The 14,512-nt window shown below is 73.9% G+C and carries 13 protein-coding genes and 1 riboswitch; of the genes, 9 read left to right on the forward strand and 4 right to left on the reverse strand.

Annotated elements, in window-relative coordinates; genetic code table 11:
• The 5 genes from CWIS_RS19280 to CWIS_RS06150 form a co-directional block, all read left to right on the forward strand.
• Nucleotides 1-542: FAD-dependent oxidoreductase (locus CWIS_RS19280; RefSeq protein ID WP_048342394.1), on the forward strand; the 542-nt coding region annotated here is incomplete at its 5' end.
• A gap of 64 nt (nt 543-606) precedes the next feature.
• The gene (locus CWIS_RS06135) at nt 607-1,851 is read left to right on the forward strand and encodes an LLM class flavin-dependent oxidoreductase (RefSeq protein ID WP_082156258.1); all 1,245 of its coding nucleotides are present in this window, start codon (nt 607-609) and stop codon (nt 1,849-1,851) included.
• A gap of 19 nt (nt 1,852-1,870) precedes the next feature.
• A complete protein-coding gene (locus tag CWIS_RS06140) occupies nt 1,871-3,019 on the forward strand; it encodes an LLM class flavin-dependent oxidoreductase (protein WP_048342366.1) in 1,149 nt (382 codons plus the stop codon).
• 36 nt (nt 3,020-3,055) lie between these two features.
• On the forward strand, nt 3,056-4,153 hold the full coding sequence (locus CWIS_RS06145) for an LLM class flavin-dependent oxidoreductase (protein ID WP_048342367.1): 1,098 nt from the start codon (nt 3,056-3,058) through the stop codon (nt 4,151-4,153).
• Between the two features lie 50 nt (nt 4,154-4,203).
• On the forward strand, nt 4,204-5,337 hold the full coding sequence (locus tag CWIS_RS06150; protein ID WP_231583685.1) for an LLM class flavin-dependent oxidoreductase: 1,134 nt from the start codon (nt 4,204-4,206) through the stop codon (nt 5,335-5,337).
• On the opposite strand, the gene CWIS_RS06155 is transcribed toward CWIS_RS06150, so the two are convergent.
• The 4 genes from CWIS_RS06155 to CWIS_RS06170 form a co-directional block, all read right to left on the reverse strand.
• The gene (locus CWIS_RS06155; protein WP_082156259.1) at nt 5,304-5,903 is read right to left on the reverse strand and encodes a flavin reductase family protein; all 600 of its coding nucleotides are present in this window, start codon (nt 5,901-5,903) and stop codon (nt 5,304-5,306) included. The two genes, CWIS_RS06150 and CWIS_RS06155, sit on opposite strands and share 34 nt — an antisense overlap.
• Nucleotides 5,900-6,484 (reverse strand): NADPH-dependent FMN reductase, encoded by a 585-nt coding sequence (locus CWIS_RS06160; protein WP_048342368.1) that lies wholly within the window; start codon nt 6,482-6,484, stop codon nt 5,900-5,902. Before CWIS_RS06160 ends, CWIS_RS06155 begins: the two co-directional genes overlap by 4 nt.
• A 24-nt stretch (nt 6,485-6,508) precedes the next feature.
• Nucleotides 6,509-6,617, reverse strand: a riboswitch (SAM riboswitch).
• A gap of 81 nt (nt 6,618-6,698) precedes the next feature.
• Entirely contained in the window at nt 6,699-7,625 is a 927-nt protein-coding gene (locus CWIS_RS06165; RefSeq protein WP_048342369.1) for a hypothetical protein, read from the reverse strand.
• 13 nt (nt 7,626-7,638) lie between these two features.
• On the reverse strand, nt 7,639-8,271 hold the full coding sequence (locus tag CWIS_RS06170; RefSeq protein WP_048342370.1) for a hypothetical protein: 633 nt from the start codon (nt 8,269-8,271) through the stop codon (nt 7,639-7,641).
• 270 nt (nt 8,272-8,541) lie between these two features.
• On the opposite strand from CWIS_RS06170, the gene gdhA reads away from it, so the two are divergent.
• From gdhA to CWIS_RS06190, 4 genes are all read left to right on the forward strand, one after another.
• Nucleotides 8,542-9,876 (forward strand): NADP-specific glutamate dehydrogenase, encoded by a 1,335-nt coding sequence (gdhA, locus tag CWIS_RS06175; RefSeq protein ID WP_048342371.1) that lies wholly within the window; start codon nt 8,542-8,544, stop codon nt 9,874-9,876.
• Between the two features lie 131 nt (nt 9,877-10,007).
• Nucleotides 10,008-11,042: a glycoside hydrolase family 6 protein gene (locus CWIS_RS06180; protein ID WP_048342372.1), complete on the forward strand. Its 1,035-nt coding sequence runs from the start codon at nt 10,008-10,010 to the stop codon at nt 11,040-11,042.
• A gap of 91 nt (nt 11,043-11,133) precedes the next feature.
• Nucleotides 11,134-12,909, forward strand: coding sequence for a carboxypeptidase-like regulatory domain-containing protein (locus CWIS_RS06185; RefSeq protein WP_082156260.1), 1,776 nt, complete (start codon nt 11,134-11,136; stop codon nt 12,907-12,909).
• Between the two features lie 153 nt (nt 12,910-13,062).
• A partial coding sequence (locus tag CWIS_RS06190; RefSeq protein ID WP_048342374.1) for a carboxypeptidase-like regulatory domain-containing protein occupies nt 13,063-14,512 on the forward strand: 1,450 nt, incomplete at its 3' end.

The following is a 14,512-nucleotide window of genomic DNA, read 5'->3' on the forward strand; positions in this document are numbered from 1 at the left end:
TGACGCAGGAGCAGCCCGCGCACTTCGCCCCGCGCGACCCGGCGGTGCTCGCCGGCACCGCCCCCTGGCCGAGCTTCACGCACGACCCGGGGCCGGACGCAGGCTTCCCGAGCGGCGTCTACGGGCTCGCTGCGCCCGGTGAGGGCGTCAAGGTCGGGTTCCACGCGGTCGGGCCGCGGGTCGACCCGGACCGCCGTGACCGGACCCCCGAGCCCGAGCAGCTCGCCGCGCTGCGCCGCTACGTGCGCACCTGGCTGCCGGGCCTCGACCCCGACGCCTACGAGCCCGTGAGCTGCACGTACACGACGACGCCCGACCACGACTTCGTGCTCGACCGGCGCGGGCCTGTCGTCGTCGCCGCCGGCTTCTCGGGCCACGGCTTCAAGTTCGCGCCGGCCGTCGGCCGCGTCCTGGCCGACCTCGCCGACCTCGCGCGGGACCGCCCGCCCGCCACCCCGACCGCCACCCCGACCGTGCGGCCGGACCTCGCGCGGTTCGCGCTCGCGCGCTTCGCCGCCGCGCGCTCGCTCGTCGCCCCCTGACCCGCCGCCCGTCCGCTCACCGCCAGTCCCTCGACCGTCACCCGTACCGCAAGGAGCCATCCCGATGACCGACCGCCCCGCCGTCCCGCGCGTGCCCCTGTCCGTGCTCGAGCTCGCGATCGTGCCCGAGGGCGGCTCGGGCGCGGACGCGGTGCGCCGCACCGTGGACCTCGCGGTCGAGCTCGACCGGCTGGGTTACGCGCGCGTGTGGTTCGCCGAGCACCACCTGGCCGCGGGTGTCGCGTCGGCATCGCCCGCCGTGCTCGCCGCTGCGGTCGCCGCGCGCACCGAGCGGATCCGCGTCGGCAGCGGTGCCGTGCTGCTCAGCACGACGAGCCCGCTGATCGCCGCCGAGCAGTTCGGCACCATCGCGGCGCTGCACCCGGACCGCGTGGACCTCGGACTGGGCCGCGCGTTCACGCCACCGCCGGCCGCCGCCGACGACGCCCCGGTGCAGGTGCGCGCGTCCACGCCGCGGCCGAGCACGGGCCCACGCGTCGTCGACGGTCTCTACGTGCCCGGGGCGCCGCCCGTGGACTTCACGGACTCCGCGCTGCGCGAGCGGCTGCTGGCGCACAAGCGCGTCGTGGGGGCCTCGCGCACGCCGTCGTCGTTCCGCGACGAGCTCGAGCTCGTGCTCGGGCTACGGGCCGGCACGTACCGCGACGCCGACGGGCACCTCTACCCGAGCCCGCCCGTCGAGGGCGCGTCGTGGGAGCCGTGGGTGCTCGCGTCGAGCGCGGGGGAGAGCGCCCGGGTCGCGGGCGAGCTCGGGCTGCCGGTCGCGGCCAACTTCCACGTGAGCCCGGCCACGACGCTCGACACGATCGCCGCCTACCGCGCCGCGTTCCGCCCGGGTGTCCTCGCCGAGCCTTACGTGATCGTGTCCGCTGACGTCCTCGTCGCCGACACGGCCCAGCGCGCGCGGGACCTCGCGCGGCCGTTCGCCGACTGGGTGCTGTCCATCCGCACGGGCAGCGACGGCGCGATCGCCTACCCGCAACCGTCGGGCGTGGCGTCGTGGGAGGACCGGCCGCAGGCCGAGCGTGACCTCGTCGCCGACCGCGTGGACACCCGCATCGTCGGCGACCCGGAGACGGTCGTCGCACGGCTCGAGACGCTCCAGCGCGTCACGGGCGCGGACGAGCTGCTCGTCACCACCGAGGCGCACGACCCGGCCGATGCGCGGCGCTCGTTCGAGCTCCTCGCGCAGCACTGGTTCGCCGCGACCACCGCCACCGCGGACGTCACCACCCCGACCTCTGCCACCCCGACCGCGTCGACCGGGCTCGAGCTCGCGGCGCGCTGACCACACAAGGAGACCCACCATGCCCGTCGAGTTCCTCGGCATCGCCACGACCAACGACCAGTCGGAGACGAGCGCGCGCAGCACGCGACCGTTCGACCTCGGCTACCTGGAACGCCTCGTGCGCGCGCACGCCGACAACGGCTGGACGCGCGTGCTGTTCGCGTACGGCTCGTCGGGACCCGAGCCCGCAGCGCTCGCCGCCCACGTCGCCGCACGCGTGCCGGACATCGAGCTGCTGCTCGCGCACCGGCCGAACGTGTCCTACCCGACGTACGCGGCCAAGACGTTCGCGACGCTCGACCAGCTCTCGGGCGGTCGGCTGTCGGTGCACTTCATCACGGGCGGCAACGACCACGAGCAGCGGCGCGAGGGCGACACGCTGACCAAGGACGAGCGCTACGCGCGCACGCAGGAGTACATCCAGGTCGTCAAGCAGGCGTGGGCCAGCGACGAGCCGTTCGACCACCACGGCCCGTTCTACGACTTCGACGACTTCGTGCTGGACACCAAGCCGTTCGAGGGGCGCACGCCGACGATCTCCTTCGGCGGCTCGTCGGACGCGGCGTACCGCGTGGGCGCCGCGGAGGCGGACATCTACGCGGTGTGGGGGGAGCCGCTGGACCGCACGCGCGAGCAGATCGAGCGGGTGCACGCCGAGGCCGCCGCGGTCGGCCGCACGACGCCGCCGCGCATCCACGCCGCCTTCCGGCCGATCGTCGCGCCCACCACCGAGCTGGCCTGGGAGAAGGCCCACCGGGTCCTCGACCGCATCGAGGCGCGCAAGGCCGCCGCGGGCGGGACGCTGAGCCGCCGGCACCCGATCACCTCGCCCGAGAACGCCGGGTCTCAGCGCCTGCTCGCGATCGCCGCGGCAGGCGAGCGGTACGACGACGTGCTGTGGACGGCGACCGCCAAGGCCACGGGCGGCGCGGGGAACTCGAACGCGCTCGTCGGGACGCCCGAGGACGTCGCACAGGCGCTGCTCGCCTACTACGACCTCGGCGTGCGCGTGATCTCCGCGCGCGGTTACGACCTGCTCGACGACGCGATCGACTTCGGTCGCTACGTCATCCCGCTGGTCCGCGAGGGCGTCGCCGAGCGGGACGCGCGCGCCGCCGCGGCCGCACGGGCCGACGAGCCCGCCGTGGCCGACGAGCCCGCCGCCTGACCCCACCGGCCCCCACACCCACCCGCAGGAGCATCCGTGCGTTTCCAGGTCCTCGACATCGTCTTCAACCCGCCGCACCCCGTCACGGGTGAGGCGGTCCCGCCGTCCGACCGGCTCAACCGCGTCGTCGAGACCGCGGTGCTCGCCGAGGAGCTCGGGTTCGACTCGTTCGCCGTGGGGGAGCGGCACGCCGGCGAGGTGCTCTCGTCGGCCCCCACGGTGATCCTCGGTGCGATCGCGGCGCGCACCGAGCGGATCCTGCTGTCGACGGGCGTCACGGTCCTGTCGCTGCTCGACCCGATCCGCGTCGCCGAGGACCTCGCGACCGTCGACCAGCTCAGTCGCGGGCGGCTCGAGATCGTCATCGGCAAGGGCAACGAGGTGCTGCAGTACCCGCTGCTCGGCCTCGACCTGGGAAAGCAGTACGAGTACCTGCAAGAGAACTACGAGCTCCTGCGCCTGCTGCTCAGCGAGGAGGACGTGACCTGGGAGGGCGTGCACCGGCACCGCCTGGAGGACGCGACGACCCTGCCGCGGCCGTTCTCCGGCCCGTTCCGGATCTGGCACGGGTCGGCGACCTCGCAGTTCGCGGTCGACCTCGCGGCGCGCCACGGCGACCCGATCGTCTCGGCGAACGCATTGCAGCCGCGCGAGAGCTATCGCGCGCTGATCGACCGGTACCGCGAGCAGTACGAGGCGCACGGCCACGACCCGGCGTACGCGTTCGTCGGCTCCGGCTCGGGCGGCCTGTACCTCGCGGACACCACCGAGCGGGCGGTCGAGCAGTTCCGGCCGATCTTCGAGGGCCAGCTCGCGGCGCAGCGCAGGCGCGGCTACGGCCCGCAGCACGTGGGCGTCGGGTCGAGCTTCACGACGGTCGAGGAGGCCGTGGAGCGCGGCCCGGCGCTGGTCGGATCGCCCGAGCGGGTGGTCGAGAAGATCCTCGACTACCACCGGACGTACCAGCACGACCTGCAGTCGGTCTCGGTCAACCACCTGCTCCCGCCCGACCACCAGGCCGACGTGCTGCGTCGGTTCGCCGAGGAGGTCGTCCCCGCGGTCAGGGCCGAGGTCACCACGACCCTGTGGTCCGAGTCCGACGAGCGCCGCGCGGCCGGCTTCACCGCGAAGTGACGGACGCTCCCGCGTCGCCCGCGTCCGCGAGCCGGCCGCCGCTGTCAGGGGTGCACTGGTTCCTGCCGACCTCGGGCGACGCGCGGGGCATCCTCGGGGGCTTCCACGCCAAGGACTCGCGCGGGCACGCCGCGGGCTACCGCGCGCCGAGCCTGGAGTACCTCACGCAGGTGGCGCAGGCCGCGGACTCGCTCGGGTACGACGCGGTCCTGACGCCCACGGGCACGTGGTGCGAGGACGCCTGGGTGGTCACCGCGGCGCTCGCCGCCGTGACGCAGCGCCTGCGCTTCCTCGTCGCGCTCCGGCCCGGGCTGGTCTCCCCGACGCTCGCGGCGCAGACCGCCGCGACGTTCCAGCGGCTGTCCGGCGGACGCCTGCTGCTCAACGTCGTGACGGGCGGCGACGAGGTCGAGATGCAACGGTTCGGCGACTGGCTCGGCCACGACGAGCGGTACGCGCGCTGCCACGAGTTCCTCGACGTGGTGCGCGGCGTGTGGGACTCCTCGCCGTTCTCCTACTCCGGCGAGCACTTCCGCGTCGCGGGCGGGGCCGTCCCCGTCGCGCCCGAGCCGCGGCCGGAGATCTACTTCGGGGGCTCGTCGTCGGCCGCGCTGCCCGTGGCGGCGGCGCACGCGGACGTCTACCTGACGTGGGGTGAGCCTCCCGCGCAGGCCCGGGCGAAGATCGACGAGGTGCGCGCGCTCGCGGCGGCGCGCGGCCGCGACGTGCGGTTCGGCGTGCGGCTGCACGTGATCACGCGCGACCGCTCGTCGGACGCGTGGGACGTCGCCCAGCGCTGGCTCGACGACCTCGACCCCGCGTCGATCGCGCAGGCTCAGCGGGGTCTGTCCGCGTCGGGTTCGGTGGGCCAGCAGCGCATGGTGGCGCTGCACGGCGCGGGCGCGCTCGCGGACAGCCGCGACGCACGCGCGCTCGAGATCCACCCCGGGCTGTGGGCCGGCGTGGGGCTGGTGCGCGGGGGCGCCGGGACGGCGCTGGTCGGGAGCCACGACGAGGTCGCCGACCTGGTCGGGGAGTACCACGCGGCGGGGTTCGACGAGCTGGTCCTGTCCGGCTACCCGCACCTCGAGGAGGCGTACTGGTTCGCCGAGGGCGTCCGCCCCCTCCTCGAGGCGCGTGGCGTGACCCGTCAGATCGCGGAGTGCCCGCCGATCCGGTGGTAGGTCCGGTCGTGGTAGACCAGCGGCGACGCGGCCTCCAGGCCCGTGCGGTGGGCGCTCTCCGGCTCGACGTGCACGCTCGAGGAGATCGCCTCGACCGAGACGAGGTGGCTCGACCCGACGGCCGTGCGCTGCACCACCCGGCCCCGCACCCACGCGAGCGCGCCGTCGATCACGGGCTCGCCGGTCTCCAGAGCGCTCCAGCCGCCTGCCGCGAACCGGTCGATGCCGCTCGTCGCGAACCGTGCCGAGACGTCGTCCTGGTGGTCGGCGAGGAAGCTCAGCGTGAGCGTGACGGCCCGCTCGACGGCGGGCCAGGAGGACGACGACGACGCGAGCGAGAACGCGAGCAGCGGCGGCTGCGCGGACACCGAGATCACCGACGTCGCGGTGAAGCCCACGGGCCGGCCGTCCTCGTCGCGCAGCGCGACCACGACCACCCCCGCGGGGTGGCCGCGGAACACGGCCTTGTACTCCTCGGGTGACAGACGCGGCGTCGGCGCGGCGCAGGACGTGCCGGACGTGCCGGACGTCCCCGAGCGCGGCCCGACGACGGGCTCGGCGGTCATCGGGCCACCGCCGCGAGCTCGTCGGCCTCGACGCCCGAGGTGCGGGTGTCCCGTGCGGCACCCAGCGAGCGCCGTAGCGCCTCGCCCCCGCGCGCGAGCCACGCGTCGACCACGGGGGGCAGGTCGGCAAGGTCCGCCTCGGTCACGGCGAGCGAGCGGGTCGGCACGACCGCGCCGAGCTCGACGAGCACGGGCCGCAGGTGCACCTCCCCGACCAGCGCGTGGGCGGGGGTCCCGGACACGACGAGCGGCACGACGACGACGCCAGCCAGGCCGTCGGGCCCGTACAGGTCGAGGAACGCCTTGAGCAGCCCGGTGTAGGAGGCCTTGTAGACGGGCGTCGCGACGACCGCGACGTCGGCACCGGCCAGTGCGGTGCGGGCCGCGTCAGCCCGGGGGTGGTCGGCGGCGAGGATCTCGTCGGCGAACGCGGCCAGGTCGATCGGTGCGGCGACCTGCCCGTCGACGTGTGCCGCGATCGCCGCGGCGACCTGCCGGGCCGCGCCCAGCGTGCGCGATCCCTCGCGCGGGTTGCCCGACACCACCACCACGGTGGGTCGGGGCGTGGTCTGCGTGCTCATGTGGGTGCCCCTCGCATTCCTCGTCCGTCACGGTTGCCGACCCCAAGGGCCGGCCCGGTCTCCCCCGGGAGCACCCCGTCGTGACCGGGGTTGCCGACCAGCGAGCCGGGGCTTGGCGCTGGTTCTCGTGACCTGGCAGAGGGGTATAGCAGCGGCGTCGGAAATGGGTACCGAATAAGTCGGAAATCTCGTCAGCTGGACGGGTGCCGGAGGCTCACGAGGCGTCGACGGGGGGCAGGTTCACGAACTGGAACTGCCACTGCGCGGGCAGGTCGCGGGGCACCATCACGGTCGTCGCACCCGCGTCCCACGACGACGGGACCAGGAACATCGCGTCGGGGCCCTGCACCAGCAGGCGCAGCCCGCGATGCCGCCAGCGGGGCGCCTGCGCGGCCACGCACTCCTCGTCGGGCGCCGGGGTGACGCCGTCGTCGGGGTCGTCGTCGTGCACGCACAGGTCCTCGACCGCGATCGTCGTGTCCGACAGGCGCAGCGGCGTCGTCGTGTCCAGCACGACGAGCGGGAGCTCGTCGAGCTCGCGCGCGGTCTGCTGCGCGAACCCGACCCCCGCCCAGCCCGCGGTGATCGAGACCACCCACAGCACGCCGGCCACCACGAGCACCCACAGCCCGGCGACCACCCCGGCGGGCCGCTCCCGCACGTAGCGCAACGCGCCCGCGGTCGCCGCCGCGCCCACCGCGATCACCGCCGCCGCGACCAGCGGCAGCCACACCCACGACCCCCACCACGCGTACGCCAGCAGGAGCAGGACCCCCACGCCGAGCACGCCGGACCCCGCGAGCACGGCCGCCCGCGCGCGGTCCGCGAGCCGCTGCGCACCCTCCGGCGTCGCGCGTAGGTGCCGCGCCCGCACCTCGAGCCGCGAGTGCACCGTGGCGACGGTGACGAACAGCGTCGTCAGCACGACGAGCGGCACCGCCAGCGACTTCGGCGAGCGCATGACGAACTCGCGCGGCGACAGGCCGATCGTGTCCACGTCGAGCCCGAAGTACCAGAGCTCGGACCGTGTGAACGCGTACCCGTAGTAGAAGAGGAACGCCGAGACGAACGTCGCGGGCGCGACGAACTGCGTCACGACCGTGAACCACGGGGGCAGCCCGCGCCGCGGCTCGTCGGTCATCGCTGCGCGGGGCTCATGGCTGGCCCTCGTCCACGGTGGGCTCGGTGGTCGGCGTCTGCAGCTGCTCGCGCTGGCTCTCGTCGACGAGCGGGAGCGGGGTGCCGGGCGACGCGAGCATGGTCTCGGCGGCGTGCGTGCAGTCGTCGTCGCTCACCTCGGCGGCGCAGCGCAGCGACCCGTGCGCCGCGATCGTCGCGTCCAGGTCGAGGTGCTCGGGGTCTCGCGGCACGGCGGAGATGCGGCACCCCTGCGGTGGCAGGTCGACGTCGACGCACACCGCGCCGGTCGCCTGGTCGCCGCACGCGTCCTGGTCCCAGATCCAGTCGCCGGCGATCACGAGCTCGTCGACGTGGAACGTGATCCCGTCCGCGAGGTCGAGGCCCACCAGCCCGCCGTTCCAGAACAGCGACCCGCACGAGGCCGTGCCGTCGAAGGTCGCGAAGCCGTCCACGGGCGGCGCGGTGGTGACCACGGGCTGTCGGCCCGGCGGCTCCTGCGGCTGCTCGCCGCCGCGCGTGCTCGTCGTCGCAGGCTCGCCGGTCGTAGTGCTCCGGGTGGACGCCTGGTCGTCGGGTGCGCTCGTCGGCTCGTCGGGCGGCCCCGCGCACGCCGCCACGACGACGAGGCCCGCGAGCAGGGCCCACACGCGCCTGGCCCGTCCCCGGGGCGTGGTCGAGCGCTGCCGGACCGTGGCCGGCGGTGCCGGGTTCGGTCGCATCGCCCCTCCCGTGCGTCGGTGGGCTCGTCGTCTGCTCGGAAGGTGGCCCGGGGTCGCCCGCGTGATACTGGACACGTCCGCCACGGGGTGCTGGCACCCCGGTGTCCACAGGGCGGTAGTCCCGCACGGGCGTGGGGCGGTCGTGGTTAGCCTGATCGCGTCCTTCACCCGGTACGCGGAGCAGAGCGGAGCCGAATCATGCAGGTGCAGCTGGAGCGCGCCCGCGAGCAAGTGCTCGCGCGCAACGCCGGTGAGCGCGAGTTCCACCAGGCGGTCAACGAGGTGTTCGAGAGCCTCGGGCCCGTCCTCGTCCGCAACCCCGACTACGCCGACGCCGCCGTCCTGGAGCGGCTGTGCGAGCCCGAGCGGCAGATCATCTTCCGCGTGCCGTGGGTCGACGACGCCGGGGACGTGCAGATCAACCGCGGGTTCCGCGTCGAGTTCAACTCCGCGCTCGGCCCGTACAAGGGCGGCCTGCGCTTTCACCCGTCGGTCTACCTGGGCATCGTGAAGTTCCTGGGCTTCGAGCAGGTCTTCAAGAACGCGCTCACGGGCATGCCGATCGGCGGCGGCAAGGGCGGGTCGGACTTCGACCCGCGCGGCAAGTCCGACGGCGAGGTCATGCGCTTCTGCCAGTCGTTCATGACCGAGCTGTACCGCCACATCGGCGAGTACACCGACGTCCCCGCGGGCGACATCGGCGTGGGCGGTCGTGAGATCGGCTACCTGTTCGGCCAGTACAAGCGCATCACCAACCGCTACGAGTCGGGCGTGCTCACGGGCAAGGGCCTGACCTGGGGCGGCTCGCTGGTCCGCAAGGAGGCGACCGGCTACGGCACCGTCATCTTCGCCGAGCGCATGCTCGGCACGATCGGCGAGTCGTTCGACGGCCGCCGGGTCGTCGTCTCCGGCGCGGGCAACGTCGCGCTCTACGCGATCGAGAAGGCCCAGCAGCTCGGCGCGAAGGTCGTCGCGTGCTCGGACTCGTCGGGCTACGTGCTCGACGAGAAGGGCATCGACCTCGACCTGCTGCGCCAGGTGCGCGAGGTCGAGCGCGGGCGCGTCTCGGACTACGCCGAGCGCCGCGGAGCCGTGTACGTCGCGGGTCGTCGCGTGTGGGAGGTCGGGGCGCACGTCGCGCTGCCGTGCGCCACGCAGAACGAGCTGGACGACGACGACGCGCGCACCCTCGTCGCGTCGGGCGTGAAGGTCGTCGCCGAGGGCGCCAACATGCCGACGACGCCCAAGGCGATGACGCTGCTGCAGGAGGCGGGCGTGATGTTCGCGCCCGGCAAGGCGGCCAACGCCGGTGGTGTGGCGACGTCCGCGCTCGAGATGCAGCAGAACGCGAGCCGTGACTCGTGGTCGTTCGAGCACACCGAGGAGCGCCTCGCCACGATCATGGGCGACATCCACGACCGCTGCCTGGCCACGGCCGACGAGTACGGCGTGCCCGGCTCGTACGTCGCGGGCGCCAACATCGCGGGCTTCGTCCGCGTGGCCGACGCGATGCTGGCCCTCGGCCTGGTCTGACCCCGGCTGGGCCGAGCCCGTCCGGGCGCGACCTGAGCTGAGCAGCCACGACGGCGGCGAGGAGCACATCCTCGCCGCCTTCGTCGTGTCTGCGCCCGGACACCGCCGTCCCCGCGGCAGGATCAGGCGCCATGAGATCCGTGCGCCGCGCAGCGGCCCTCGTCGCGCTCGCCGTGCTGCTCGCCGCGTGCAGCGCGACCGACGGCAAGACGACCCCGCCGCCCTCGTCGTCGGACGACCCGGCTCCGCCCGCGACCGAGGCCGCCGAGACACCTGAGGCGACCACGACCTCGTCGGCCGCGGACCCGGCGCCCGACGCGGCCGGGCCGGGCACGCTCTACCTCGCGCCGGGCTCGCAGGCCGCCGCGGCATGGCAGGCGGCGACGGGCGAGGAGAAGGCGCTGCTCGCGCGGATCGCGCAGCAGCCGCAGGCGACGTGGATCGGCGACTGGGTCGACGCCGCCACCGCGCGCGACCAGGTCGCGGCGCTCACCGCGGGCGCGCTCGAGGCCGACCAGGTCGCGGTGCTCGTCCTGTACGCGATCCCGGGACGGGACTGCGGCCTGCACTCGGCGGGCGGCGTCGAGACGAGCGAGTACGCAGCGTGGGTCGAGACCGTGGCGAGCGGGATCCAGGGGTCGCCGATCGTCGTGCTCGAGCCGGACGCGCTCGCGCAGCTCGGGGACTGCGACGGTCAGGGCGACCGCGCGGGCTTCCTGGCGCACGCGGCACGCGTGCTCGACGAGGCCGGCGCCCGCGTCTACCTCGACGCGGGCAACTCGGGCTGGCACCCGGCCGCTGAGACGGCGCGGCGGATCGAGCTCGTCGGCACGCAGCACCTCGCGGGCTTCGCACTCAACACGTCGAACTACTGGGCCACCGCCGACTCGCGCGCGTACGGCGAGCAGGTCTCTGCGGCGCTCGGCGGGCTGCGGTTCGTCGTCGACACGTCCCGCAACGGCAACGGGAGCAACGGCGAGTGGTGCAACCCGCGCGGCCGTGCGCTGGGCGAGGCGCCGCGCCTCGTCGACGACGGCACCGCGCTCGACGCGCTGCTGTGGGTCAAGTCGCCGGGCGAGTCCGACGGAGCGTGCAACGGCGGACCCGCGGCGGGCGCGTGGTGGCAGGAGATCGCCCTCGAGCTGGCCCGCAACGCAACCGGGTGACGCCGGGAGCAACCTCGCCCCCGTGCGGTCGCGGCGCTGCTAGCGTGCCGTCGCCGACGGGGTGCTCCCGCCGCGACGCCCAGGGGGGACGATGAGGTTCGGACGTGTGCTCGCGGCGACGGCAGCGGCGGTGGTCGCCGCAGCAGGACTCCTCCCGCCGGCGTCCGCGGGCGAGCCCGCGGCGGCGTCGGTGCACGTCGTGCTCACCGGCAAGGCGCTGTACCCCGACGGCAAGCCCGTCGCCAGGGTGAGCGTCCTCAACCTTCCGTCCTCGACGTACGTGAGCCTGCTCGAGAGAGGGTCGATCGCGAGCACCGTGCCGGACGCGAGCGGCCGGTACCGGTTCGAGCTCGACGTCGAGAAGGGCACGCGGCTCGTCGTCCGGGCGCGCACGACGTCCCACGACGCCGGGAAGTACCACGACGTGTACGTCGGCTCGGGCACGGCCGCCAAGGCGACCTACCTACTCGTCGACCCGGTCGTCGCGGCCGAGGGTGAGCGCGCGCTCGCGACCGCGCGCCTCCAGCGCACCGGCACGGTCACGCTGACCACGTCCGTCCCGGTGCAGTGCGGCATCCTGCAGCGCGTCAACGGCGAGGAGCTGTCGAAGCAGTGCGTGCAGACGCCGCGCAGGACGTTCACGTTCCGCGGGCTCGCCTCGGGCCGCTACTCGCTCACGGCGCGCTGGGACAGCCGGGTCATGTCCACGCAGCGGCTCACCGTGAAGGTGCGGTCCGGCGAGACGACGAAGGCGAACCTGGAGATGGAGCCGTCGCGCTCGATCACGGGCGTCGTCCGCAACGGTTCCGGCAACCCGCTCAGAGGCGTCGCGGTCTGGGGCTACGACACCACCGGTAGCGGCTCGCTGCTGCGCGGCGTCACCGACGCGAACGGCCGCTATCGGTTCCGCGGGCTCACGTCCGGCACGTACGTCGTCGACTACTCCGGCGCCTCCGGCACATCGGACGCGGTGCGCAAGTACGCGACCGTGACCACCACCGTGAAGGCCGGCGGCGCGGGCACCACCGTCAAGCTGAACCGGACGATGGCGCTCGGTGGCTCGGTCCGCGCGACGATCACGCCCTCGAGCAGCGAGACCAACGTCTACCTGCGGGTTTTCGACGCCACGGGTGCGTACGTCGCCGAGTCCTCGGGCTGGGCCGAGTCCGGTGCCGCCCCGACCGTCGTCGTGCGGGGACTCAAGCCCGGGTCGTACTCGGCGGTCGTGCAGAACGACTCGGGCACGTGGCTGCGCCGCTCCTTCGTGGTCGCGGCCGGGAAGGTCAGCACGCTCGGTTCGCTCAAGCCCACGCAGGCCCCCGCCACGCTCACGGGCAAGGTCGCGGGGTCCGGGAAGCGGGACATCTCCCTCGAGTACGCCAAGGGCGTGGGCTGGGCGGGCGGCGCCCAGGTCGGGTGGGGAGCGAGCACGTACACGATCTCCGGACTGGTCCCGGGGACGTACGTCGCTCAGGTCCGGGCGTCCACCGGCTCCGGTGACTACGAGGGCAAGCGCGTCACCGTCACCGTCGGCACGGGGACGACGACGGTCGACCTCGCCAAGGCGACGACCGTCGTGCGCACCCGCTCCGAGGTGACCACGAGGTTCTCTTTCCGGGGCACGCCCATCCAGGGGGTCGCGGTGGGCCGCCGCGGTGACGAGTTCTGGCACTGCGGCTTCAGCTCGTCGACCGGCCGCGGCTGCACCCTCTGGCCGGGGCAGGGTTGGTCGAAGAGCGTGGTCCACACGCAGTACTTCTTCGAGTGGAGCACGCCGTACTACTTCCCGGTGAAGTCCCCGACGACGATCCGGTCGGCGTCCGACCTGCGCAGCGTCACGCTCGGCGAGGTCGCCGGCGGGCTCTGACGAGGAGGGCGCGACGAGGGCCGTGACCTAGGACTGCGATGGCCGACGAGGCCTCCTCGGCCGAATGGGTGAAGTCGGGCCCAGTCCCGGATGGAGCTGCGGGCGTGGTCGATACGTTCCTCTCGCCTCTCCCCTCACGGAAACGGAGTCCCGGTGCGACGCCGATCTCGTCTCGCTCTCGCTCTCACCACGGCGCTCGTCGCCGCAGGCCTGGCCGTCCCGGCCGCCGCGGCCACGACCGTCACCACGTCCTTCACCGGTACCGCGGTGCTGCAGGGGACTGGCGCGCACGCGAGTCGGGTGGAGGTGCTCGTCGCGTCGTCGACCGCGCACCTGGCGCCCGACACCATGGTCGTGAGCAGCGAGTGGGTGAACTCGGACGGGACGTTCTCCGTCGACGCCGAGACGGCGCCGGGCGCCAAGGTCTACCTGCGCGTGCACTCGGGGACGTCTGAGCACGTGGACGAGCTCGTCGTGGGCGCCGACGGGGCCACCGCCCTGAGCTACCTGCAGCTCGCGCCGATCGTGGCTGACGGCGGCACGGTGACCCTGCCGACGACGCGCGTGCCCGGGTACGCGACGGTGCGCTACACCGCGTCGCGAGCGGTCGCGTGCGCCCGGCTGCTGCGTCTCGACGGCTCGCTCGTCTCCGAGGAGTGCAGCTCGTACGGCACCACCTCCACGACGTTCACGTTCACACAGGTCGTGCCCGGCAGGTACAAGGTGCAGCCCCGCTGGTGGACCGGGGCCACGAACGCCGCGGGCTCCGCCGTCTCCCTGACGGCCGCACCCGGCACGACGACGCGCGTGAGCTCGACGGTCTCCACCCCCGCGGTCCTCGCCGGGACGGTGACCAACGCGTCCGGCAAGGCCGTTCCCGGGGTCGCGGTCTACGCGGTCAGGGGTGACTCGGTGACGAGCACGATGACGAGCACGAAGGGACGGTACGAGTTCCGCGGACTGAAGGCGGGGACGTACGAGGTCGAGTACAGCGGCGCGTCCGGCTCGTCCACGACGGCCGCCAAGTACCGCACGACGAGCACCACGGCCAAGGTCTCCTCGGGGACGACGCGTACGGTCAACCGCACGCTCGCGGTCGGGGCGTCGATCAAGGCGACGGTCGCTCACGCGGGCACGGGGCTCATCAGCGTGACGGCGGTGGACGCGAGCGGGAAGACCGTGGGCCAGACCTCGTCGTACCGAACCGGTGCCGGCGAGGAGAAGGTGACGCTGCAGGGCCTGCCGAAGGGCACGTACACGCTCGCGGTCGTCGACGAGGGCCGGCACCGGTACGTCACGAAGACCGTCAAGGCGAAGACGGGTGCGTGGGTCTCGGCCGGGACCCTCAAGCCGGCCAAGCGGACCGTGACGCTGACCGGGACCGTCGCGGGGGCGACGTCGGGATCAGTCATGGCGCTGGGCCCCGGCTCGCGTATCCAGGTGGATGACTCGGACATCTCGACCACGGGGCGCTACGAGCTCACGAACCTCGTGCCCGGGACGTACGACGTCGATGTCGTCGTGTTCGGGTCCAGGGGCATGTACGGCTACCGCACGCCGCGCACGGTCACGGTGCCCGCCACGAAGACCCTCGCCCTTCCCC

The sequence above is a fragment of the Cellulomonas sp. A375-1 genome (assembly GCF_001040865.1).
Taxonomy (GTDB): domain Bacteria; phylum Actinomycetota; class Actinomycetes; order Actinomycetales; family Cellulomonadaceae; genus Cellulomonas; species Cellulomonas gelida.